This is a genomic window from Ochrobactrum sp. A-1 (genome assembly GCF_022488005.1).
Lineage (GTDB): Bacteria > Pseudomonadota > Alphaproteobacteria > Rhizobiales > Rhizobiaceae > Brucella.
Genome location: NZ_JAKVQC010000003.1, coordinates 769,623 through 791,406, shown reverse-complemented (window position 1 = coordinate 791,406; position 21,784 = coordinate 769,623). Strand labels below are relative to the sequence as shown.

The window sequence follows — 21,784 nt, the reverse complement described above, 5'->3', positions numbered from 1 at the left end:
TTCTCGAAATCACCATTTTCGCCACGGCCTGCCGCTATTTGATTCAGACACTGCGCAAACGGATCAATAAAAAAGCGGCTTTCGCCGCTTTTTATGTCTAACCCTCAAACCGTTGCCAGCCGCGGGGGCCCAGATGTTCCTGCGGAGTGAAGCGGATTTTATACTGCATCTTGCGTGATCCCTCGACCCAATAGCCGAGATAAACATGCGGCAGACCGGCGGCATGTGCGCGCTGGATATGATCGAGGATCATGTAGGTCCCAAGCGACCGGTCATGCATATGCGGTGAGAAGAATGAATAGACCATTGATAGGCCATCGGCCATCACATCGGTGAGTGCTACCGCGATCAATTCACCGTCGCCCTTGGCGCTGATGAAGCTATCCGGGCCGCGCTTGCGATACTCGATGATCTGCGTGTTCACATGCGTATCCTCGATCATCATCGCATAGTCGAGGACAGTCATGTCCGACATGCCGCCCGAACGGTGGCGCGCATCGAGATAATCGCGGAAAAGCGCATATTGTTCGGTGCTGGGCTGTGCCTTGTGCACGCGCCCGATCAGGTCATTGTTCTGCGTCCAGACGCGGCGCATGTTGCGCGTCATCTTGAACTCTCCGGTGAGGATGCGAACGGATATGCATGCTCTGCACAATTCGCAGGCCGGACGATAGGCAATGTTCTGGGAACGGCGGAAACCGCCTTGGGTCAGAAGATCGTTGATTTCGTTCGCTTTGTCACCGACCAGATGCGTAAAGACTTTTCGCTCCATCTGACCCTCAAGATAAGGGCAGGGCGACGGAGCTGTCAGAAAGAACTGCGGAGACTGTTGCGGTTGATGAGTCATTCAATATCCACGAAATGGCTTAATTTACTCGCTTTGACGCATTTTCCTACGCAAAACCGCTTCGCACTTTTGCTGGAAATGCTCTGGCAAAACCATCACGATACTGTCTCTAAGGATTGAGCCGACGGCACAAAACGTCAATAGGCATTTTGCGCAGCCGGCTCTGAATTTTTTTGATCTGAAGCATCAGCCCGAAAATCGGAATCGATTTTCGGAAAACACGATGCGTCTTCAACTCTATCCGCTTATCGATCCGAACGGATCACGGCTGTGCCAAGTAGAAGGTCGTGCACGGTGCGCTTGCGGTCGAGAACCAGCGTTGCAAGCAGGATCAGCGGCGTCAGCACCACATTCAAGCCCCAGAACAGGACTGTATGAACGATTGCGAGCATCGGATCGACCGTGCCGCCTTCAAGTCGTACGAGCTTGATGTTCATCATCTGCATGCCCTTGGTGGCCTGCTGCGGTCCGCCCAGCGTGCGCGCTACATAAAACAGCGCCACCATGGGAAACATGATGCCATAGAGCATCCAGCCGAGGCTCAGCGTAATGATGCCGAGTATTGCAATGACGATTGCAGCTGGGATGCAGAGTAGAAAGACAATCAGGTAATCGATAAGAAAAGCCATAATGCGGCGCGTGCGCACGCCTTCAAAGAATGCGCGGCTTTCATAACGCGGGCCCATGACTTCGCCGTGCAGAATATGGTCGGACATTTTTCCTTCCAGTCGTTTCCAAGGAAGCGTCCGGGGAATGAGACAACCGGCGCTGTCCCGCTACCTCAGCGGAACAGTCATCAACATGGGAACCAAAATCGGCGGTTTCAAGGAAATTTGGTGATTTCCCGCCGGTAACACTTGTGGTTCAGTTCTGTTGCTTAAGCTTTTCAGCCACTTCGATTGCGAAGTAAGTAAGAATTCCGTCACAGCCTGCACGCTTGAACGCCAGAAGGCTTTCCATCATCACCTTTTCTTCGTCGATCCAGCCATTGATACCAGCGGCCTTGATCATCGCGTATTCACCCGACACCTGATAGGCATAGGTGGGTAGGCGGAACTCGCTCTTCAGACGATGGATGATGTCGAGATAGGGCAGGCCCGGCTTGACCATGAGCATGTCGGCGCCTTCGGCAATATCCTGCTCGGCCTCGCGCAGGGCTTCTTCTGGATTGGCCGGGTCGAGATAATAGGTCTTCTTGTCGCCTTTGAGCAGTCCCTGCGTGCCGATGGCATCGCGATACGGACCATAGAAGGCCGACGCGAATTTGGTGGCATAGGACATGATCGGCAGGTGGCAGAACCCATGTTCGTCCAGCGCCTGACGCACGGCGCCGACGCGACCGTCCATCATATCGGACGGCGCGATGATATCCGCACCGGCTTCAGCCTGCGAAAGAGCACCGCGAACCACCATGGCGACCGATTCGTCGTTGACGATCTCGCCGTTCCGCAAAATGCCGTCATGGCCATGCGTGGTGAAGGGATCAAGTGCCGCATCGGTGATGATACCAATTTCCGGCACTTCCTTTTTGATTGCGCGCACGGCGCGATTGATCAGGTTGTCCGGGCTTGCGACGAAGGCGCCATCCTCGGTTTTCACTTCCAGTTTTTCGCGGGGGAAGGGGGCAATGGCAGGAATGCCAAGCTTGGCGGCCTTTTCCGCCATGCGAACAGCCATATCGACCGAATAGCGTTCGACACCGGGCATTGCTTCCACAGGTTCCGCCACACCGGTTCCATAGGTCAGGAAAAACGGCAGGATGAGGTCATCGACCGTCAGCCGGGTTTCCTGCACCAGCCTGCGCGACCAGTCGGCCTTGCGCATGCGACGCAGACGTCTGCTGCCGGTGACGTCATCGACATGCTGACTGATATTGGCGGGCAAATATTTGGACTGGCGGTCGGTCATGAAGCTATTCCCGAGAATTGATGCCTTGGAATATGAAATCACAAGGCTGATATCGGATGCGCACCGTTTATCATGGGAAAAGTGATGAAACCAAGAACATTGACCTGTGCAGGATTGACGCGGGGCGTCTCACTTTCTACCCATTTGATGGAACGGGAGACAGGATATGCAGATTGACTTCGGCGGTGGCAGCGAAATCAGCTTTGAGCGCAAGGGAAAAGCGGGGCTTGTGAAGCTCACGCGGACCGAGGCTCTCAATGCGCTCACGCATAAAATGATTCTGGCGCTCGACCGCGCGTTGCAGGCCTGGGAAGACGACCTTGAAGTGGCCTGCGTGATTGTGGAAGGCGAAGGACGTGCGTTTTGTGCGGGCGGCGATGTGGTTGCCGCTTACAAGGCTGGTCAGGCTGGAACGCCCGCCTACGAGTTCTTCCGCGACGAATATCGGCTCAACGCGCGTATTGGCCGTTTCCCAAAACCCTATATCTCGTTGATCAACGGGATCGTCATGGGCGGTGGTGCGGGCATTTCCGTTCACGGTTCGCATCGCATCGTGACGGAAAACACCATGTTTGCCATGCCGGAAACCGGCATCGGCTTCTTCCCGGATGTGGGCGGCAGTGCGTTCCTGCCGCATCTGCATGACAATTTCGGATACTATCTGGCACTGACCGGTAATCGCATCCGTTGGGGCGACTGCCTGCAGAGCGGGATTGCAACTCATGCCGTAGCTGCAAGCGATCTGCATGATCTGCGAGACGATATCATTGCGACTGCCGACATCGACGCGGCACTGACGCGCAGCCAGTATCCCGATTTTGAAACTTCCGTCGAAACGCGCCAGATCATCGCGGAATGCTTTTCCGGTGCAACGCTTGGCGATTGCATGGCCGCTCTGGAAAAAGAAGCCCAGGCGGGCAACAAGGCTGCGATGGACATCGTGAAGGTAATCGCCACACGCTCGCCAACGAGTGTCGCGGTGACTTTCCGCCAGATTGCCGATGGTCGCCCGCTCGATCTCGATGATTGCATGCGCATGGAATACCGCATTGCCAACCGCATGCTGGAAGCGCACGATTTCTATGAGGGCGTTCGCGCATTGCTTATAGACAAGGACGGTGCGCCAGCGTGGAAACCGGCAACGCTCGATGAAGTGAAGCCCGAACAGGTCAATGCCTATTTTGCAAATCTGGGTGACAAGGAACTGACCTTTTGATGCATATGAACGAGCTACGCCAGCATACCCAGCCGAGCGGAACAGAATGGGCCTTCACATGGTTCGTTCGGATACTCGCTCTTGTGGCGCTGGCCAGCGGCGTTTTCTACTGGATCAGGCTGATCGGTATTCACCCGGGGCTTCTTTGGCGTTTCGATCTTATGCCATGGCCCTGGCAGACAGCCGTTGTCGCTCTGGCCGTTCTGATGCCTGTTGCGGCAACCGGGCTGTGGATGCGCGCGCCCTGGGGGCCTGTGTTGTGGTTCGTGGCGGCACTCGGCGAAATTGCCATTTATTCCGTTTTTTCGCGACATTTCGAATACAAGCCGCTGACCGTCGGGTTCAATGCGGCCTGCATCGTCATTTTCATCGCTTTTCGTATTCTGCTCTTCTTCGAAAAGAGACGGCAGGCCCGTGCGAGCCTGCCGATCTAGCTTTTATAGCGATTGTGTCCCTTCATAGCGGGCAAATGGCTTCGTCATCTGGCCTTTGAAAAGCAGAACATCATAGGTATCGGCTTTGCTGCCCGGCATTTCCATGCCAGGTGATCCCATAGGCATACCGGGCGCGGTCAGTCCCGTGGCTTGCGGACGTTCAGCCAGCAGCCGCTTGACCGCACCGGCTGGAACATGCCCCTCGATGACATATCCGTCCACGACTGCTGTGTGGCATGAGGCAAGATTGGCACCGACACCATACTTTGCCTTTACGGTATCCATCGCTTCCTCGACCTTCACAGTGACATTGAAGCCAGCGGCTTTCATATGTTCAGCCCAGCCCTCGCAGCAGCCGCAATAGGGGTCCTTATACATGGTCATCTGTGGAGCTGTGATAACCGGTTCCGCGTGAGCGAAACTCGTAAAGCCGGTAAAGCTTAACAGCCCGCCGACCACAAAATACTGTGCAAGACGAAGCGTCATGGTCCCTCCAATGGATTGTTGCTGGCCAGTATCTAGCCTCAACAAAGGCACTTCTCAAATGACGAAAGTTTAATGTTGCACGCTGCTCTAACCCCCGAAAAGCCGGCATTCTCAGGCTGGAACAGCGCTTCCGGATCAGGCCCCGCAAATGGTGCGGAGTAAGCAAACATTAAGCCTGAATGCTCAATCTCGCCGGTAAGTTACTGTTAAGGCTGACTTTTAAGTCGAATTTTATGCATCTCCCCTAAATTCCTCTCCAGACACGGTGAGAACAATACACCGAATAAAACAGGACAGAGAGCTGCATCATGGCTTCATGGAATGCGGCTCCGACAGAGAGGCAAAAGAAATGATCAACGCACAGCGCAAGACGGACATATCCGCTCCGCTCATGACACCGGAAACTGCACTTCGCTCGCTTTATCTGGAAGCACTTCAGCTGGTCGAGCGCCTGCATCGCCGCCTGCTCGACGTTGTCAAGTACGAGTTCGACCGTAACGGCCAGAACGATATCAACGCGACGCAGGCTCTTCTGCTCTTCAACATCGGTAATTCGGAGCTGACCGCCGGTGAACTGCGCTCGCGCGGTTACTATCTCGGCTCCAATGTTTCGTACAATCTGAAGAAGCTGGTCGAAATGGGCTTCATTCATCATCAGCGCTCGCGCGTTGACCGTCGCTCGGTACGCGTCAGCCTGACGGACAAGGGCAATGCGATTGCCGATCAGGTGGCTTCGCTCTACGAACGCCATATCTCCTCGATCGAACAGGTCGGCGGCATTCAGGTTGAAGAATTCACGGCGATGAACAAGTCGCTGCAGCGTCTCGACCGCTTCTGGAACGACAGCATCGCCTATCGGCTCTAAGTAGTTGCAGAACTGTCACAACAGGCTGCCATTGAGAAGAATAAGGTGCTGTGAAGCTCTCAATCGTAAGGCGCATGGCTTGAAATTCAGGCCATGCGACATGATTAAGCCATAAAAAACGACATAAGCGTTTTAGAACGGCACGAGCAATATTGTGCCACCTTCAGTCAGGAATGGGCTCGAAATCGAATTTCGGATAAGCGAGTAGCTTTGCGTTGCTTGCAATCCGGTTATCGCCTTGTTGACCTATTGCTGATATTCTCTGGGAAGATCCCGCGCGAGCGGTTAGCCTTTTGGGACTAAGCAAAATGACCAAGACCGACAGACCAGCCGATGCTTTCAGAGTAGATCGCCGCAGTTTCCTGCGCGGCGCGGCGACCGCCGGCCTTTCCGTGGCTGCCTCCGCCATGGTTTCCTCGGCTTATGCTCAGCAAGCTCTGACCGACGTTATTGGATCGTCGCGCCGCGGCAACTGGGCTGACCAGTTCGACGCCCGTGCAACGGGTGGCCAGCGGGTCGCGACCAACCAGCCGGTTTTGAGCCAGCAGACGGTCGGCAATCTCCAGACTGCTATCGCGCAATATACCGACATCGCCGGTCGCGGCGGCTGGCCGAGCGTTCCGGGTAATGCAAAGCTTCAGATCGGTGTCACCGATCCATCAGTGCAAGCGCTGCGCAAGCGCCTCATGATTTCGGGCGATCTGCCGCAGGAAGCGGGGCTTTCTAGTTCCTTCGACACTTATGTCGATGCTGCCGTGAAGCGCTTCCAGTCCCGTCATGGCCTGCCAGCCGACGGCGTCATGGGGCAGTTTACCTATGCGGCCATGAATGTGGATGCCAATACGCGCCTCGGACAGCTCCAGACCAATCTGCAGCGCCTTTCGCCTCTGGCCAATCAGGGTATGCAGGAGCAGCGTTTCGTGATGGTCAACATCCCGGCCGCGCGCATCGAGGCCGTTGAAGGCGGCAGCGTCGTGCAGCGCCACACGGCGGTTGTCGGCAAGATCGACCGTCAGACGCCGATCCTCAATTCGAAGATTCACGAAGTCATTCTCAATCCTTACTGGACCGCGCCAAAGTCGATCATCCAGAAGGATATCATTCCGCTGATGCGGAAAGACCCGCAATATCTGGCGAAGAACAAGATCCGCCTCTACGACCAGTCCGGTCAGGAAGTGGCACCGGAAAGCATCGACTGGAATACGGACGATGCGGTGAAGCTGATGTTCCGTCAGGACCCAGGCAAGATCAACGCCATGTCCTCGACCAAGATCAACTTCCACAACCAGTATGCGGTCTATATGCACGATACGCCGCAGAAGAGCTATTTCAACAAGCTCATGCGCTTCGACTCGTCGGGCTGCGTCCGCGTCCAGAACGTACGCGATCTCGACGTATGGCTGTTGAAGAACACTGCTGGCTGGGACCGCCAGAACATCGAAGGCACGATCAAGTCCGGTACGAATACCCCGATCCAGCTTGCTGATCCGGTTCCGTTGCACTTTGTCTACATTTCCGCCTGGTCCACTGGCGATGGCGTGGTGCAGTTCCGCGACGACATCTACAAGATGGACGGTGCGACCGAACTCGCACTCGGCACCGACACCTGATTCTCATCCTAAGTTTGAGTTTTCGAAGCCGTCCGAAAGCTTTTTGGGCGGCTTTTTCGTCTCCGTTTAATTATCAAATCGGTTTGCCGCATTTTGGAATAAGCTTTTCGCTTTGCGACCATTGGCCTTGTGCGTTCAAGTGTGATAATGCGCCTCATCCATATAGCTTTTACCGGCTAACCCGGAGGGTGTGAAACATGTCTCAAGCCAACGCCGCCGCCAAGAATGCGTCTTCCGACGTTTTCTTCAATGCAAGCCTCGAGGACATCGATTCCGAGATTTTCGGTGCAATTCGCAACGAACTCGGTCGTCAGCGTCATGAGATCGAGCTGATTGCCTCGGAAAACATCGTTTCGCGCGCTGTTTTGGAAGCACAGGGTTCCATCCTCACCAACAAATATGCCGAAGGCTATCCGGGCAAGCGCTATTACGGCGGCTGCCAGTATGTGGACGTCGTGGAAGAACTGGCCATCGAACGCGCCAAGAAGCTCTTCGGCTGCGAATTCGCAAATGTTCAGCCGAACTCCGGCAGCCAGATGAACCAGGCCGTGTTCCTCGCTCTGCTTCAGCCGGGCGATACATTCATGGGCCTCGACCTCAATTCGGGTGGTCACCTTACCCACGGTTCGCCGGTCAACATGTCCGGCAAGTGGTTCAATGTCGTGTCCTATGGCGTTCGCAAGGACGACCATCTGCTCGATATGGACGAAGTTGCCCGTCTCGCACGTGAAAACAAGCCGAAGCTCATCCTCGCAGGCGGCACGGCCTATTCGCGCGTCTGGGACTGGAAGCGCTTCCGCGAGATCGCTGACGAAGTCGGTGCGTATCTCATGGTCGATATGGCGCATATTGCCGGTCTCGTTGCCGGCGGCGTTCATCCTTCGCCGGTTCCGCATGCCCATGTCTGCACGACGACGACGCACAAGTCGCTTCGCGGTCCACGCGGCGGCATGATCCTCACCAATGATGCTGACCTGGCGAAGAAGTTCAATTCGGCTGTTTTCCCAGGTCTTCAGGGCGGCCCGCTGATGCACGTCATCGCCGCCAAGGCGGTTGCCTTCGGTGAAGCACTGAAGCCTGAATTCAAGCTCTATGCCAAGAACGTCGTCGACAATGCGCGCGCGCTTGCCGAAGAACTGAAGTCGAATGGCCTCGATATCGTTTCGGGTGGCACTGACAACCATCTGATGCTGGTCGATCTGCGTCCGAAGAACGCAACGGGCAAGCGTGCGGAAGCAGCTCTCGGCCGCGCCAACATAACCTGCAACAAGAATGGTATTCCGTTCGACCCTGAAAAGCCGTTCGTCACCTCCGGCGTCCGTCTCGGCACGCCTGCAGGCACGACCCGCGGTTTCGGCGCTGCTGAATTCAAGGAAATCGGTTCGCTGATCGCCGAAGTTCTCGACGGCCTCAAGGTTGCCAATTCCGACGAAGGCAATGCTGCCGTCGAACAGGCCGTGAAGGAAAAGGTCATGACCTTGACCGCCCGTTTCCCGATGTACGACTATCAGGGATAAGCCTGTTTCCATGATTGAGATGAAGCCCCGTTTCAACTTGTTGAGCGGGGCTTTTTCATTGTCGCATCCGGTAGGTAGGTTGCCGCTTATGGGCTATGATTGCCGGGAATCGGTTGCCGATGGTACAGCTCTTGAGTTTTTGGCGGGGGTAACCCCACATATGAGCTGTTCGTCGCCAGTGCAAACTTGCCAGTATTGAAGCTGCCGATATTGAGATTGCCGATATTGAAATCGAAAGAGTTCCATGCGTTGTCCCTATTGCCAGTCTGAAGATACGCAAGTGAAGGATTCCCGCCCTGCGGAAGACGGTGCTGTCATTCGCAGGCGCCGTGTCTGTTCGGTGTGCGGCGGTCGTTTCACGACCTTTGAGCGCGTGCAGTTGCGCGACCTGATGGTCGTGAAAAAAAGCGGGCGTCGGGTCCCCTTCGATCGTGACAAGCTCACGCGGTCCATCGAAGTCGCGCTGCGCAAACGCGATGTCGATAACGACAGGGTCGAACGCGCCATTTCCGGCATTGTGCGCCAGCTTGAAAGCTCGGGTGAGGCAGAGGTGACATCCGATGAAATCGGGCGGCTGGCGATGGATGCGCTGAAAGGCATCGACGATATTGCCTATATCCGATTTGCGTCGGTCTATCGCAATTTCAGCAAGGCCGTCGATTTCCACAACGTCATCGATGAATTGACAGTTGCTGAAATCGAGGACGATCTGGACGCTTGAGTATGAGTGGCAGCAAGTTTCCGCCTTCGAATGCAACCTCGGAAGATGTTCGCTTCATGGAATCAACGATCCGTCATGCCCGCCGTCATAAGGGGCTGACGGGAACCAATCCTTCCGTCGGCACCATTATAGTCAAAGATGGCGTCATCGTCGGACGCGGTGTAACTGCAATTGGCGGCAGACCCCATGCCGAGCCGCAGGCACTGGCTGATGCGGGAGAGGCCGCTCGCGGCGCGACGGCTTATGTGACGCTGGAGCCATGCGCACATCACGGACGCACGCCGCCTTGTGCGGAGGCCCTGGTGCGGGCAGGGGTAGCGCGTGTCGTGGTTGCCGCAACCGATCCGGATGAACGCGTCAGCGGAAAAGGTTTTGCCATACTGCGCGAGGCAGGGATCGAGGTCGTGCCGGGCATTCTCGCCGAACAGGCTGCTGACGATCTTGCCGGTTATCTGAATCGATCTGCGAAGAAGCGCCCGGAAGTGATTCTGAAACTTGCACTTTCCGCCGACGGCATGATCGGTCGCCGGGGTGAGGGGCAGGTTGCGATAACCGGGCCGATTGCGCGGGCGCAGTCGCATATTCTGCGAGCGCAAACCGATGTGATCCTGATTGGTATCGAAACAGCGCTAGCCGACGATCCGGTGCTGAATTGTCGTCTGCCGGGGCTGGAGCAGCGTTCACCCGTTCGTGTCGTGCTCGACAGCGGATTGCGCCTGCCGCTGTCCTCGAAGCTCGTGCAGACGGCCGATGCGCAGCCCTTGTGGGTCGCCTGCGGTGAAGAGGCATCGCCGGAACGGCGGTATGAATTGAAGGCCGCTGGTTGCCGCATTCTCGCAACAGAAGCACATGACTGCCGCATCGCCTTGCCTGAACTGATGGATGATCTTGCGGCGCAGGGTATTTCATCGGTTCTCGTTGAGGGCGGAGCAGGTGTTGCGAAAAGCTTTATGGACGAGGGGTTGGTAGATCGGCTTGCTATCTTCCGCTCGCCGGTTGAAATCGGCGGCGAACACGGGGTTGCCGTGGAAGGGCTTGAAACCCATATCGCAGACGAATTCAAAATTCTGAGGCAGGCTCGCTATGGTGACGATGCCTATGCGGAATATGTAAGGAAGACTTGATGTTTACAGGCATTATTACCGATATCGGCAAAGTTGACCGTATCAAGCCGCTGAATGAAGGCGTTCTTCTGCGTATCGAAACCGCATATGATCCCGAAACGATCGAGCTTGGTGCATCGATTGCCTGTTCCGGTGTGTGTCTCACGGTGGTGGCACTTCCGGAAAAAGGCACGAATGCCCGCTGGTTCGAGGTGGAGGCATGGGAAGAAGCGCTGCGCCTGACCACGATCTCCAATTGGCAGAGCGGACGGAGCATCAATCTGGAGCGCTCGCTGAAACTCGGTGATGAAATGGGCGGCCACCTCGTTTCGGGCCATGTCGACGGACAGGCTGAAATCATCGAACGCAAGGATGAGGGCGACGCAGTGCGCTTCACCCTGCGCGTGCCGGAAGAACTGGCTCCATTCATTGCCCAGAAGGGTTCGGTTGCGCTCGACGGAACTTCGCTGACGGTCAATGGCGTCAACGGAAACGAGTTTGATGTGCTCCTGATCCGCCATTCGCTTGAAGTCACGACTTGGGGCGAGCGGAAAGCAGGTGATAAGGTAAATATCGAGATCGACCAGTTGGCACGTTACGCGGCAAGGCTTGCGCAATATCAGAAATAGGCTTACAGCCTAAATTCCCAGGCTGTAAAAGCATATCCCGATTTTAAGCGTTGACCGCAATCGTTGCGGTCCGCAAAATTTGTCATGGAGTCTCTCATGTCCAAGCACGAGGCGCATGCGCCGCATTTGCTTATTGTCGAAGCGCGTTTCTACGATGATCTCGCCGACGCGCTTCTGGATGGCGCAAAGGCAGCCTTGGATGAAGCAGGGGCGACCTATGATGTCGTGACGGTTCCAGGTGCGCTTGAGGTTCCGGCAGTCATTTCTTTCGCACTCGACGGCGAAGACAATGGCGGCAAGGAATATGACGGCTTTGTCGCGCTCGGCACGGTTATCCGTGGCGAGACCTATCATTTCGATATCGTGTCCAATGAATCCTGCCGTGCGCTTACCGATCTCTCGGTCGAGGAAAGCATCGCTATCGGCAACGGCATTCTGACCGTCGAAAACGAAGAGCAGGCATGGGTTCGCGCTCGCCGTGAAGACAAGGACAAGGGCGGATTTGCCGCTCGTGCCGCACTGACCATGATCGACCTGCGCAAGAAGTTCGGAGTCTGATTACCATGACTTCTTCTACCGAAGGCCGCCCGACCCCCAATCTTCCACGCACGGCGAACAAGCGCGGCGTTGCCCGTCTTGCTGCAGTCCAGGCGCTCTATCAGATGGATGTTGCCGGGACGGGGGTTCTGGAAGTGGTGGCTGAGTACGAAGCTTTCCGTCTTGGCAAGGAAGTGGACGGCACCCAGTATCTCGATGCCGATCCGCAATGGTTCCGCGCGATTGTGGCCGGGGTCGTCGATGAACAGCTGAAGCTCGATCCGTTGATTCATCAGGCGCTGACGGAAGACTGGCCGCTGTCGCGTCTCGATTCGACGCTGCGCGCAATTCTCCGTGCAGGCGCATGGGAATTGCAGACGCGCAAAGACGTGCCAACGGCTGTGATCGTGTCCGAATATGTCGATATCGCCAAGGCATTCTATACGGAAGAAGAGCCGAAGCTGGTCAACGCTGTGCTTGATCGCCTCGCATTTGTCATTCGTGGCGAGAGCCGCGGCGTGAAGCCGCGCTGATCAGATTTAAGCAACAACAAATATGAAAGAAGGGCTGTGAGAAATCGCAGCCCTTCTTTCATTGTGCGCTGGCAAAGAACGACTTGACGTTTGTTAAACCGTTTCGCATGTTGGGCGTGCGGCATTGAGAACGCTGAAATACAAGGAATCGCGCCAATTGATTGATTCCAAGGCGTAAGTTCCAGACGTGAATATACCGATGAAGCCCGGTATCCTTTATTGGCTTCAGGCACTTCCATGCCGCTCAATCGGGTCCGGGGAGGGGTTTTCGGGCCTATCCTGCGCATGTGCCTGCCGACAATCGCGGCTCGCGGTCTGACGGTAGCCAGCGCAAACTCAATGGGAGTTGGCCTTTATGCAAATGGGAGTGGCAGTCTTAGTTCTCGTCATTGCTTGCGGCGTGGTTTCCGTTCTTTTCGCCATATGGGCGATCCGTTCGGTTCTTGCAGCCGATCAGGGGACGCAGCGCATGCAGGAAATTGCTGAAGCCATCCGCGAGGGTGCCTCAGCCTATCTCACAAGACAATATTCAACGATTGCCATCGTCGGCGTCGTGGTCTTTCTGGCAGCCTGGTATCTGTTGTCGATCAGCGCCGCAATCGGCTTCCTGATTGGTGCGGTTTTGTCGGGTGTCACCGGATTTATCGGAATGCACGTTTCGGTTCGCGCCAATGTGCGCACCGCGCAGGCAGCTTCGCTGAGCCTTGCCGGAGGGCTTGAACTGGCCTTCAAGTCCGGGGCCATTACCGGCCTTCTGGTGGCCGGGCTCGCGCTGCTCGGCGTATCCGTTTACTATTTCATTCTCACCGTCTGGCTTGGTTATTCGCCGTCGGACCGTACCGTTATCGATGCGCTGGTGTCGCTCGGTTTCGGCGCTTCGCTGATTTCGATCTTCGCACGTCTGGGTGGTGGTATCTTCACCAAGGGCGCCGACGTCGGCGGCGATCTGGTGGGCAAGGTGGAAGCCGGTATTCCCGAAGATGATCCGCGCAATCCTGCAACTATTGCAGACAATGTCGGTGACAATGTTGGCGATTGCGCAGGCATGGCCGCTGACCTGTTCGAAACTTACGCTGTGACGGTCGTTGCTACCATGGTTCTCGGCGCAATCTTCTTCAACGGATCGGACGTTTTGCCGAGTGTCATGCTTTATCCGCTGATGATCTGCGGTGCCTGCGTGATTACGTCGATCATAGGGACTTTCTTCGTCAAGCTCAGCGTCGATGGTTCCATCATGGGTGCGCTCTACAAGGGGCTGATCGCGACCGGCCTGCTTTCCATTGTCGGTCTTGCCGTTGCCAATACACTGACCATCGGCTGGGGTGAAATCGGAACTGTGGCCGGAAAGAGCATTACCGGCGCCAATCTCTTCATCTGCGGTCTGATCGGTCTGATCGTGACCGGTCTGATCGTCGTGATTACGGAATATTATACCGGTACCAACAAGCGCCCGGTCAATTCCATTGCGCAGGCTTCCGTCACGGGCCACGGCACGAATGTCATTCAGGGACTGGCGGTTTCGCTTGAATCAACCGCGCTTCCGGCAATCGTGATCGTAGGTGGCATTATCTCGACCTACCAGCTTGCAGGCCTGTTCGGGACCGCTATTGCTGTTACTGCCATGCTTGGCATCGCGGGCATGATCGTAGCGCTTGATGCCTTCGGCCCGGTTACGGACAATGCGGGCGGCATCGCGGAAATGGCCGGTCTCGACCCGGAAGTCCGCAAGGCTACCGATGCGCTCGACGCCGTGGGCAATACGACCAAGGCCGTCACCAAGGGCTATGCCATCGGTTCGGCGGGACTTGGTGCACTGGTGCTGTTTGCGGCTTATTCCAACGATCTGGCCTATTTCGCCGCCAACGGGCAAACCTATCCCTACTTCGCGGATATGGGACCTGTCTCCTTCGATCTCTCCAATCCTTATGTGGTTGCGGGACTGATCTTCGGCGGTCTGATCCCTTATCTGTTCGGTGGCATGGCCATGACGGCCGTGGGCCGGGCAGGCGGCGCGGTCGTGCAGGAAGTGCGCCGCCAGTTCCGCGAAAAGCCGGGGATCATGACCGGCAAGGAACGTCCGGACTATGCCCGTGCGGTCGATCTGCTGACCAGAGCGGCCATTCGTGAAATGATCATCCCGTCGCTTTTGCCTGTGCTGGCGCCGATAGTCGTCTATTTCGGCGTGCTGCTCATCTCAGGCTCGAAGGCAGCAGCCTTTGCAGCACTCGGCGCATCGCTTCTCGGTGTCATCGTCAACGGCCTGTTCGTGGCGATTTCCATGACGTCCGGCGGCGGCGCTTGGGACAATGCCAAGAAGAGCTTCGAAGATGGATTTACCGACACCGATGGCGTGAAGCACCTGAAAGGGTCGGAAGCGCACAAGGCATCGGTGACCGGCGATACTGTTGGTGATCCCTATAAGGATACCGCTGGTCCGGCCGTCAATCCGGCCATCAAGATTACCAACATCGTGGCCCTTCTTCTGTTGGCTGTGCTGGCGCATATGGCATGACGGATTGAACTTCAAACAAAGAAAACCCGCCGTGAAGGCGGGTTTTCTTTTTGTAGATATTTGACGGATCAGTTGTTGGCGCCGCCTGAAGAGCCCATGCCCGGCAATGATGTTGGGGCCTTGGAAACGCCCTGAATGATCTGACCGAGGAAGGTCTGGTCCTTGCCGCCTGTCGGCGTTGTGCGCGACACGAAGTCGAACAGCTTGCCGTCCTTCAGGCCGTAATTGGCGATATGCTCGACCTTGCCGTCCTTGTCGAAATAGATGGCAAGAATCTGCCGCTCAACGATCTTCGGCTTCATGAACTGCGCCGCGCGATAACGCTTCTGCGAAATGTAATAGAACACTTCGTTGTCGAAGGTCGCAGTGGTGGACGGCGTGCCGAGCGCCAGAAGCACCTGCTCGCGGCTGGAACCGACAGGAACCGAATCAAGCGCACCCTGATCGAGCACGTAACCCTCTGTCAGCGTTTCGGATGGATTGAGCGTGGACGCAGTGTTACATCCGGCAAGAGCCACTGAGACGAGAACTGCCGTGCCTGCGAGAAGAGCACGCTGCTTGCGTACACTTGGTAAAATTCGCTGCAACAAAGACCTCTCCATACATTCTAAATCAGCGCGGCACTTTCGCCGTCGGGAGAACTTCGGTAAACCACCTTGCTTATTTATGCAACTGGAACGGTCGTACGGACATGATTCTCCAACTATTCCGCCGCAAGTCGAAAGCAAACGAGGCAATTATGCTTCGCGTTTACGAGGTGATCGTGGCGGCGGCGCGGCAAAAACGGTTTTATGCACAATTTCAGGTGCCCGATACGCCACTCGGTCGCTATGAAATGCTTTCCTTGCATATTTTTCTCGCCCTTCACCGCATGAGGGGAGAAAACAAGGTGCTTGCCGATCTTGCGCAGGAAATCGCGGATGAGTTTTTCAAGGATGTCGACCATTCGCTGCGCGAACTCGGCATCGGCGATCAGGGCGTGCCGAAGCGCATGAAGAAACTTGCGCGCATGTTCTACGGTCGTGTCGCGGCCTATGGTGAGGCGCTGGATGCAAACGATGCAGAGGCGTTGGCAGCGGCGCTGACGCGAAATATCCGTCCGGACCTCGAATTCTGGCCGCATGCCCACCATTTAAGCGAATATGTTCTGGGATGCCGCGACCGCCTGCAAAAAATTGCGGACGATGCTTTGGCGGCAGGCGACATTTCCTATATGGATGCCGATGAGATTGGCCTTGCGCCAACGAACAATGCTGAAGAGGCCAATAAGAATGACTGATAAACCGGCGCTCACCTATCCTGTTCCGGTTCTTCACCTGCCGCAAAAAGGCGTAACGGTGAAAATAGGCACGGATGAGAAAGAGCGCGCAGCGCTTGCGGCAGACCATGGACTTGAGGCCGTGAACGCCTTTAGCGCGGAATTTCTGATTACGCCCTGGAAGAAGGACGGTATCCGGGTGCGCGGCCGCATCGATGCGGAGATCGTTCAATCCTGCGTCGTGACGCTGGAGCCGCTGACCAACAGTGTCGCTGAAGAGGTCGACACGATCTTCGTGCCGGAAAATTCACGGCTCGCCCGAATTCAGCTTGATGAAAGCGGTGAAATGCTGCTCGATGCGGAAGGCGCGGACAGTCCGGAAGTTTTTGTCGGTGACAAGATTGATGTCGGCGCGATTGCAGAGGAATTCTTCGATCTCGCCATTGATCCATATCCCCGCAAACCGGGCTTGCCTGACGAGAGCGAGCCGAAGGTTTTCGGGGACGAAGAGGGGGACGAGAAGCCCGTTTCGCCGTTTGCGAAACTTTCGGAATGGCAAAAGAAGCCGTGATTCACGGTGAGTTTGATAGAATTTGGTTGTGCGGAAACGCAAAAACACTATTTTCGCCGAAAACCTGTCTGCTGCAAAGGCAGGGCAGGAACAGGGATCGCACAGGAATAATCAAGAGTGATCAAAATTTCGATTGACGCGATGGGCGGTGATTTTGGCCCTGAAGTGGTCATCCCCGGCGCAGCGAAGGCGCTTGAGCGCCATCCTGACATCCGTTTCATATTTTTCGGTCTCCCCGCTCAGGTGGAGCCCGTTCTGGCACGTTACCCGAAACTGAAGGCCGCATCCGAGTTTCGCGCGAGCGAGGTTGCCATCAGCATGGATGACAAGCCGAGCCAGGCTTTGCGCGCCGGTCGGGGCAAGTCGTCCATGTGGCAGGCTATCGAGGCTGTAAAGACCGGTGACGCGCAGGCGTGTATCTCCGCCGGCAATACGGGTGCTCTGATGGCCATGTCCAAATTCTGCCTGCGCATGATGTCGGACGTCGAGCGCCCCGCGATTGCAGGCATCTGGCCAACGCTGCGCGGCGAAAGCATCGTGCTCGACATTGGCGCCACAATTGGTGCCGATGCACGTCAGCTCGTCGATTATGCCGTTATGGGCGCGGGCATGGCGCGTGCCCTGTTCGAAGTGCGCAAGCCGACCGTCGGTCTCCTGAATGTAGGCACGGAAGAGGTCAAGGGTCTCGACGAGATCAAGGAAGCGGGCCAGATTCTGCGTGATACTCCGCTGGACGGGCTGGCCTATTCCGGCTTCGTTGAAGGCAATGATATAGGCAAGGGCACGGTGGACGTAGTCGTGACCGAAGGTTTCACCGGCAATATCGCGCTCAAGGCTGCGGAAGGCACGGCCCGCCAGATGGCGGAACTGTTGCGTCAGGCAATGAGTCGCACGCTGCTTGCCAAGATCGGCTATGTTTTCGCCAAGGGCGCGTTCGACCGTCTGCGTGAAAAGATGGACCCGAATAAGGTCAATGGCGGCGTTTTCCTCGGTCTCAGCGGAATTGTCATCAAAAGTCATGGCAGCGCGAACGCAGAAGGTTTCTGCTCGGCAGTGGAAGTCGGCTATGACATGGTGAGAAATCGCCTTCTGGAAAAGATCGAAGCCGATCTGGCGCATTTCCACCACAGTCATCCGCATGTTTCGAATGAAGGTGGCGAGGCCGCAAAGGCATAATTCCGGCAACGCCATCCGGAAGACGGAATTGGATAAGATTTGCGGTTCGCCGATTATTTTTTCGGCACCGAAGCGGTGAAGTAACTTTTACCGAATATGTGTAGGGCCAGAATTCACGGCTGCGCGCGCGAATGCTTGTCGCGCCGGTCGCATGTAAGGACAGGAAATAAGAGATGATAAGATCTGTCGTGCGGGGTATCGGTTCGGCATTGCCGAAGCGGGTCATGAAGAATACCGATTTCGAAGGTATTATCGAAACCTCGGACGAGTGGATCGTGCAGCGCACGGGTATCCGTGAGCGCCATATTGCAGGCGATGACGAAACCACGGTTTCGCTCGGCGCGGCTGCGGCCCGCGCGGCAATCGAGAATGCCGGTCTTCAGCCGACCGATATTGATCTCGTTCTGTTGGCAACCTCGACGCCCAACCATACTTTTCCGGCAAGTGCCGTGGAAATTCAGCGCGAATTGGGAATCACCAAGGGTTTTGCCTTCGATATGCAGGCCGTGTGCAGCGGCTTCATCTATGCCATCACGACGGCTGACCTCTATATCCGCGGCGGCATGGCGAAGCGGGTTTTGGTCATCGGCGCGGAAACCTTCTCGCGAATCCTCGACTGGAATGATCGTACGACCTGTGTTCTGTTCGGCGATGGTGCCGGCGCGGTGGTTCTGGAAGCTGCCGAAGGCAACGGGCTGACCTCGGATCGCGGTGTTCTCGCAGCCAATCTGCGCTCGGACGGCAATCACAAGGAAAAACTTTTTGTGGATGGTGGCCCGTCTACCACCCAGACAGTCGGGCACCTGCGCATGGAAGGCCGTGAAGTCTTCAAGCATGCCGTTGGCATGATTACGGACGTTATCGAGGCTTCTTTCGCGGAAACCGGCCTTACTGCCGAGGATATCGACTGGTTCGTTCCACATCAGGCCAACAAGCGCATTATCGATGCTTCCGCCAAGAAGCTGAACATTGCTGAAAACAAGGTGGTCATCACCGTTGATCGCCATGGTAACACCTCTGCAGCGTCGGTTCCGCTGGCTCTTGCGACCGCCGTTGCAGACGGTCGCATCAAGAAGGGCGACCTCGTTCTTCTGGAAGCAATGGGCGGCGGATTCACGTGGGGCGCGGTTCTGTTGCGCTGGTAAGTACAAATTTGATCTGCCGTGAGGGAACTCGCGGCTTGACCGTTGCGCTTTTATTTGTGTAACGTCCTGTCACGTAAGGATATTATCTGTTCAAACGCTAACCAGGCAGGTTCGGTCATGGGAGGTAAAACGGTCACGCGAGCTGATCTGGCAGAGGCTGTTTACCGGAAGGTAGGCCTTTCCAGAACGGAGTCGGCGGCTCTTGTCGAGATGATCCTCGATGAAGTCTGTGACGCTATCGTCAACGGCGAAACCGTGAAATTGTCGTCTTTCGCGACATTTCAGGTTCGTGACAAGAACGAGCGCATTGGCCGTAATCCGAAAACAGGCGAGGAGGTTCCAATTCTTCCCCGTCGTGTGATGACTTTCAAAGCTTCCAACGTTCTCAAGCAGCGTATTCTGCAGGAACACCAGAAGCGTGAAACCAAAAGCCAGAAGTAATTGCTAGAATGCTGCCCGACGGGCAGCATTTTGTTTTTGGCGCCATCATTGCAAATCGCTGACAGTTCTCCGCGTCTGGTTTAGGACCAGGCGCGGAGAACGTTTGTTTTGTTTCGACCGCCAGACCTGTCAGGGGTGACGGTCGCTGTTTACCTTGGGTTGGCCACGAATTGGCCACGCTACCTTCGGCCATGCGTGAAGGGATGCTTATAAAGCTCTGATATTATATAATGGATTTAGCGGAACGAATCGCTTCGCTAATATTGAAATCTGGAAAGCGTTTGGCTTTTCAGAGCGAGTTTGTGTTGCACGCCGTCCGGTTTTGAATGACGTTTGCGCCGTGTCTTTCCGCACGCTGGAGTTTGTTAACTCCCGTCTTTTAAAATCCGATGGTAACAAGCACCTTTCGTGTTGGAGACGCGTTCGCGTTGGCAGCGAGTTGAACTATCTGGATCGGCGAGGTTGCGCCGCAATGGCGAAACCTGAACCACTGGAAAGGGCAAGTGGAATGGACAAGAGCCCTGATGCATTCAGGACGATCAGCGAAGTAGCGGATGATCTGGATCTTCCGCAGCATGTGCTGCGTTTCTGGGAAACGCGTTTTACCCAGATCAAGCCCATGAAGCGTGGCGGCGGCCGTCGATATTATCGACCGCTCGATGTGGAATTGCTCAAGGGCATTCGCCATCTGCTCTACGATCAGGGATATACGATTAAGGGCGTGCAACGTCTGCTTCGCGAAAACAATGCGCAATTCATCATCGCTCTTGGCAATGGCGACGTTCAGGCCATTGAGGCGATCACACGCCAGAAACAGGCCGCTGCTGACAAGCGCGCGGCAGAAGAGGCGGCAGACAATGAAATGGCGCTGCCAAACGGCATCAAGGCGCCGCAACCGGCCCGCAAGCTCTTCGGCTTATTGAAGGGCGAGGAAGACGGCCCCATCGGAGCCGATGGAAAGCGGCCTTCGAAGGATAATCGCTCGCTCCTTCAGGAAGCATTGTTCGATCTCCTCGAATGCAAGCGCCTTCTTGATCAGGTGCGCTGATCGACTTCGGATCACATGAAAAAGGGAGGCTTTCGCCTCCCTTTTCTTTTAGCTGACTGGATCAGCTGGATGAGAGTTTTAATCCGATGATACCGGCGAGGATCAGCGTCACGCTCGCGATACGGAAGAAGGTTGCAGCCTCACCAAGAATGAAGATGCCCACCACAAACGCGCCAACCGCACCGATACCTGTCCAGATTGCATAGGCCGTTCCAAGCGGCAGGCTGCGCATGGCGATGGACAGCAGAATGAAGCTGCCGATCATCGTCACGATGGTAATAGCGCTTGGTGTCAGAAGGGAAAAACCTTCCGATTTTTTCATGAAATAGGCCCAGACGACCTCAAGAATTCCGGCCACAATCAGATAAAGCCATGCCATTTTAATGCTCCCTCACGAGGGTTCTGAACGGGCCGTCCCGTTCGTTGAAGAGGCAGGAAGGCCGTCCTTCCTGCGAAGTCATTATTCAGTGCGACGGGTGCAGTGCATCGTTGAGATACATGCAGGTCAGCATAGTAAATACGTAAGCCTGAATGACTGCCATCAACAATTCGAGTGCGGTCAACGCGACGGTCATTGCCAGCGGCAGCACGGCAGTCAATATGCCGAGCGTTCCAAGACTACCCAACCCAACGACAAATCCCGCAAAGACCTTCAGCGTGATATGTCCCGCAAGCATCACAGCGAACAGACGAACAGAATGGCTGACCGGACGCGAGATGTAGGACATGATCTCGATCGGCACGATGATCGGCGCCAGCACGACCGGCACGCCTGCAGGCATGAACAGCCGAAAGAACTTGAAGCCGTGCCGTACGAGACCATAGATCGTGACTGTTAGGAATACGAGCATAGCCAGAGCAAATGTCACGATGATGTGGCTCGTCACTGTAAAGGCGTATGGAAACATACCGATCAGATTGGCAAACAGGATAAACAGAAACAGCGAGAACACGAGCGGGAAAAAGGTCATGCCTTTTTCACCGGCATTCTCGCGCAGTGTCTTCGACACAAATTCGTAAAGAATCTCGGCTGACGACTGCCAGCGGCCTGGAACGACGGTGCCCCTGCGGGACGACAGGAACATGAACGCAGCCGCACCCAATACCGTCAGCACCATGAAGAGTGCAGAATTGGTGAAAGCAACCGGCTGACCGCCGATTTCTCCAAGTTCAACGATAGGCTTGATTGCAAATTGTTCGATCGGCCCTGCCATAGGACACCCCCTA

At 55.8% G+C, this 21,784-nt stretch carries 24 protein-coding genes; 17 read left to right on the top strand and 7 right to left on the bottom strand.

What is annotated here, in order from left to right; genetic code table 11:
* Positions 1–97: 97 nt before the first annotated feature.
* From MKS82_RS05615 to hemB, 3 genes are all read right to left on the bottom strand, one after another.
* Positions 98–847, bottom strand: a complete 750-nt coding sequence (locus MKS82_RS05615; RefSeq protein WP_109988410.1) for an arginyltransferase — start codon at positions 845–847, stop codon at positions 98–100.
* A 245-nt stretch (positions 848–1,092) separates the two neighbouring features.
* Entirely contained in the window at positions 1,093–1,563 is a 471-nt protein-coding gene (locus MKS82_RS05610; protein ID WP_006472776.1) for an RDD family protein, read from the bottom strand.
* A gap of 148 nt (positions 1,564–1,711) precedes the next feature.
* Positions 1,712–2,755 (bottom strand): porphobilinogen synthase, encoded by a 1,044-nt coding sequence (hemB, locus tag MKS82_RS05605; RefSeq protein ID WP_109988409.1) that lies wholly within the window; start codon positions 2,753–2,755, stop codon positions 1,712–1,714.
* Positions 2,756–2,921: 166 nt separating this feature from the next.
* Here hemB and MKS82_RS05600 point away from each other — a divergent pair, with 166 nt between their 5' ends.
* Together MKS82_RS05600 and MKS82_RS05595 are read left to right on the top strand one after the other, a co-directional pair.
* The gene (locus tag MKS82_RS05600; RefSeq protein WP_109988408.1) at positions 2,922–3,971 is read left to right on the top strand and encodes an enoyl-CoA hydratase/isomerase family protein; all 1,050 of its coding nucleotides are present in this window, start codon (positions 2,922–2,924) and stop codon (positions 3,969–3,971) included.
* Positions 3,971–4,405 carry a DUF6163 family protein gene (locus MKS82_RS05595; protein ID WP_109988407.1) on the top strand — a complete coding sequence of 145 codons (435 nt, stop codon included), beginning with the start codon at positions 3,971–3,973 and terminating at the stop codon, positions 4,403–4,405. The genes MKS82_RS05600 and MKS82_RS05595 overlap by 1 nt, the downstream gene beginning before the upstream one ends.
* 3 nt (positions 4,406–4,408) lie before the next feature.
* Here MKS82_RS05595 and MKS82_RS05590 read toward each other — a convergent pair whose 3' ends face one another.
* Positions 4,409–4,891, bottom strand: a complete 483-nt coding sequence (locus MKS82_RS05590) for a DUF411 domain-containing protein (RefSeq protein WP_109988406.1) — start codon at positions 4,889–4,891, stop codon at positions 4,409–4,411.
* A 349-nt stretch (positions 4,892–5,240) separates the two neighbouring features.
* Here MKS82_RS05590 and ldtR point away from each other — a divergent pair, with 349 nt between their 5' ends.
* The 9 genes from ldtR to MKS82_RS05545 all read left to right on the top strand — a co-directional run bounded on the left by ldtR (position 5,241) and on the right by MKS82_RS05545 (position 14,918).
* Positions 5,241–5,756 (top strand): transcriptional regulator LdtR, encoded by a 516-nt coding sequence (gene ldtR, locus MKS82_RS05585; protein WP_109988405.1) that lies wholly within the window; start codon positions 5,241–5,243, stop codon positions 5,754–5,756.
* Positions 5,757–6,064: 308 nt separating this feature from the next.
* On the top strand, positions 6,065–7,366 hold the full coding sequence (locus MKS82_RS05580; RefSeq protein ID WP_109988404.1) for a L,D-transpeptidase family protein: 1,302 nt from the start codon (positions 6,065–6,067) through the stop codon (positions 7,364–7,366).
* 197 nt (positions 7,367–7,563) lie between these two features.
* A complete protein-coding gene (glyA, locus tag MKS82_RS05575; protein WP_109988403.1) occupies positions 7,564–8,883 on the top strand; it encodes a serine hydroxymethyltransferase in 1,320 nt (439 codons plus the stop codon).
* Positions 8,884–9,127: 244 nt separating this feature from the next.
* The gene (nrdR, locus tag MKS82_RS05570; RefSeq protein WP_109988402.1) at positions 9,128–9,604 is read left to right on the top strand and encodes a transcriptional regulator NrdR; all 477 of its coding nucleotides are present in this window, start codon (positions 9,128–9,130) and stop codon (positions 9,602–9,604) included.
* A gap of 2 nt (positions 9,605–9,606) precedes the next feature.
* Complete coding sequence (gene ribD / locus MKS82_RS05565) at positions 9,607–10,728, top strand: bifunctional diaminohydroxyphosphoribosylaminopyrimidine deaminase/5-amino-6-(5-phosphoribosylamino)uracil reductase RibD (RefSeq protein ID WP_109988401.1); 1,122 nt, start codon at positions 9,607–9,609, stop codon at positions 10,726–10,728.
* Positions 10,728–11,336 (top strand): riboflavin synthase, encoded by a 609-nt coding sequence (locus MKS82_RS05560; protein WP_109988400.1) that lies wholly within the window; start codon positions 10,728–10,730, stop codon positions 11,334–11,336. Before ribD ends, MKS82_RS05560 begins: the two co-directional genes overlap by 1 nt.
* Before the next feature lie 96 nt (positions 11,337–11,432).
* Positions 11,433–11,894, top strand: coding sequence for a 6,7-dimethyl-8-ribityllumazine synthase (locus tag MKS82_RS05555; protein WP_010661093.1), 462 nt, complete (start codon positions 11,433–11,435; stop codon positions 11,892–11,894).
* A 5-nt stretch (positions 11,895–11,899) separates the two neighbouring features.
* Positions 11,900–12,406, top strand: coding sequence for a transcription antitermination factor NusB (nusB, locus tag MKS82_RS05550; protein WP_109988399.1), 507 nt, complete (start codon positions 11,900–11,902; stop codon positions 12,404–12,406).
* A 355-nt stretch (positions 12,407–12,761) separates the two neighbouring features.
* Entirely contained in the window at positions 12,762–14,918 is a 2,157-nt protein-coding gene (locus MKS82_RS05545; RefSeq protein WP_109988398.1) for a sodium-translocating pyrophosphatase, read from the top strand.
* A 68-nt stretch (positions 14,919–14,986) separates the two neighbouring features.
* On the opposite strand, the gene MKS82_RS05540 is transcribed toward MKS82_RS05545, so the two are convergent.
* The gene (locus MKS82_RS05540; protein ID WP_109988397.1) at positions 14,987–15,508 is read right to left on the bottom strand and encodes an outer membrane protein assembly factor BamE; all 522 of its coding nucleotides are present in this window, start codon (positions 15,506–15,508) and stop codon (positions 14,987–14,989) included.
* 101 nt (positions 15,509–15,609) lie between these two features.
* Between MKS82_RS05540 and MKS82_RS05535 the strand changes: the two genes are divergently transcribed.
* The 6 genes from MKS82_RS05535 (at position 15,610) to MKS82_RS05510 (ending at position 20,557) form a co-directional block, all read left to right on the top strand.
* A complete protein-coding gene (locus MKS82_RS05535) occupies positions 15,610–16,197 on the top strand; it encodes a ubiquinol-cytochrome C chaperone family protein (protein WP_109988396.1) in 588 nt (195 codons plus the stop codon).
* Entirely contained in the window at positions 16,190–16,747 is a 558-nt protein-coding gene (locus MKS82_RS05530) for a YceD family protein (RefSeq protein WP_151677941.1), read from the top strand. The genes MKS82_RS05535 and MKS82_RS05530 overlap by 8 nt, the downstream gene beginning before the upstream one ends.
* A 117-nt stretch (positions 16,748–16,864) precedes the next feature.
* A complete protein-coding gene (gene plsX, locus MKS82_RS05525; protein WP_109988394.1) occupies positions 16,865–17,923 on the top strand; it encodes a phosphate acyltransferase PlsX in 1,059 nt (352 codons plus the stop codon).
* A gap of 173 nt (positions 17,924–18,096) precedes the next feature.
* Positions 18,097–19,068 (top strand): beta-ketoacyl-ACP synthase III, encoded by a 972-nt coding sequence (locus tag MKS82_RS05520; RefSeq protein ID WP_109988393.1) that lies wholly within the window; start codon positions 18,097–18,099, stop codon positions 19,066–19,068.
* A gap of 117 nt (positions 19,069–19,185) precedes the next feature.
* On the top strand, positions 19,186–19,509 hold the full coding sequence (locus MKS82_RS05515; protein ID WP_010661102.1) for an integration host factor subunit alpha: 324 nt from the start codon (positions 19,186–19,188) through the stop codon (positions 19,507–19,509).
* Between the two features lie 508 nt (positions 19,510–20,017).
* Entirely contained in the window at positions 20,018–20,557 is a 540-nt protein-coding gene (locus MKS82_RS05510; protein ID WP_109988392.1) for a MerR family transcriptional regulator, read from the top strand.
* A gap of 61 nt (positions 20,558–20,618) precedes the next feature.
* Here the strand turns inward: MKS82_RS05510 and sugE are convergent, their stop codons facing one another.
* Positions 20,619–20,936: a quaternary ammonium compound efflux SMR transporter SugE gene (gene sugE, locus MKS82_RS05505; protein ID WP_109988391.1), complete on the bottom strand. Its 318-nt coding sequence runs from the start codon at positions 20,934–20,936 to the stop codon at positions 20,619–20,621.
* An 85-nt stretch (positions 20,937–21,021) separates the two neighbouring features.
* Positions 21,022–21,771, bottom strand: a complete 750-nt coding sequence (locus MKS82_RS05500; protein WP_240578464.1) for a F0F1 ATP synthase subunit A — start codon at positions 21,769–21,771, stop codon at positions 21,022–21,024.
* Positions 21,772–21,784 lie beyond the last annotated feature (13 nt).

Coding starts and splice junctions, on each gene's coding strand:
- MKS82_RS05615 (WP_109988410.1), bottom strand. CDS start 847: ATGACTCATCAACCGCAACAGTCTCCGCAGTTCTTTCTGACAGCTCCG.
- MKS82_RS05610 (WP_006472776.1), bottom strand. CDS start 1,563: ATGTCCGACCATATTCTGCACGGCGAAGTCATGGGCCCGCGTTATGAA.
- hemB (WP_109988409.1), bottom strand. CDS start 2,755: ATGACCGACCGCCAGTCCAAATATTTGCCCGCCAATATCAGTCAGCAT.
- MKS82_RS05600 (WP_109988408.1), top strand. CDS start 2,922: ATGCAGATTGACTTCGGCGGTGGCAGCGAAATCAGCTTTGAGCGCAAG.
- MKS82_RS05595 (WP_109988407.1), top strand. CDS start 3,971: ATGCATATGAACGAGCTACGCCAGCATACCCAGCCGAGCGGAACAGAA.
- MKS82_RS05590 (WP_109988406.1), bottom strand. CDS start 4,891: ATGACGCTTCGTCTTGCACAGTATTTTGTGGTCGGCGGGCTGTTAAGC.
- ldtR (WP_109988405.1), top strand. CDS start 5,241: ATGATCAACGCACAGCGCAAGACGGACATATCCGCTCCGCTCATGACA.
- MKS82_RS05580 (WP_109988404.1), top strand. CDS start 6,065: ATGACCAAGACCGACAGACCAGCCGATGCTTTCAGAGTAGATCGCCGC.
- glyA (WP_109988403.1), top strand. CDS start 7,564: ATGTCTCAAGCCAACGCCGCCGCCAAGAATGCGTCTTCCGACGTTTTC.
- nrdR (WP_109988402.1), top strand. CDS start 9,128: ATGCGTTGTCCCTATTGCCAGTCTGAAGATACGCAAGTGAAGGATTCC.
- ribD (WP_109988401.1), top strand. CDS start 9,607: ATGAGTGGCAGCAAGTTTCCGCCTTCGAATGCAACCTCGGAAGATGTT.
- MKS82_RS05560 (WP_109988400.1), top strand. CDS start 10,728: ATGTTTACAGGCATTATTACCGATATCGGCAAAGTTGACCGTATCAAG.
- MKS82_RS05555 (WP_010661093.1), top strand. CDS start 11,433: ATGTCCAAGCACGAGGCGCATGCGCCGCATTTGCTTATTGTCGAAGCG.
- nusB (WP_109988399.1), top strand. CDS start 11,900: ATGACTTCTTCTACCGAAGGCCGCCCGACCCCCAATCTTCCACGCACG.
- MKS82_RS05545 (WP_109988398.1), top strand. CDS start 12,762: ATGCAAATGGGAGTGGCAGTCTTAGTTCTCGTCATTGCTTGCGGCGTG.
- MKS82_RS05535 (WP_109988396.1), top strand. CDS start 15,610: ATGATTCTCCAACTATTCCGCCGCAAGTCGAAAGCAAACGAGGCAATT.
- MKS82_RS05530 (WP_151677941.1), top strand. CDS start 16,190: ATGACTGATAAACCGGCGCTCACCTATCCTGTTCCGGTTCTTCACCTG.
- MKS82_RS05520 (WP_109988393.1), top strand. CDS start 18,097: ATGATAAGATCTGTCGTGCGGGGTATCGGTTCGGCATTGCCGAAGCGG.
- MKS82_RS05515 (WP_010661102.1), top strand. CDS start 19,186: ATGGGAGGTAAAACGGTCACGCGAGCTGATCTGGCAGAGGCTGTTTAC.
- MKS82_RS05510 (WP_109988392.1), top strand. CDS start 20,018: ATGGACAAGAGCCCTGATGCATTCAGGACGATCAGCGAAGTAGCGGAT.
- sugE (WP_109988391.1), bottom strand. CDS start 20,936: ATGGCATGGCTTTATCTGATTGTGGCCGGAATTCTTGAGGTCGTCTGG.
- MKS82_RS05500 (WP_240578464.1), bottom strand. CDS start 21,771: ATGGCAGGGCCGATCGAACAATTTGCAATCAAGCCTATCGTTGAACTT.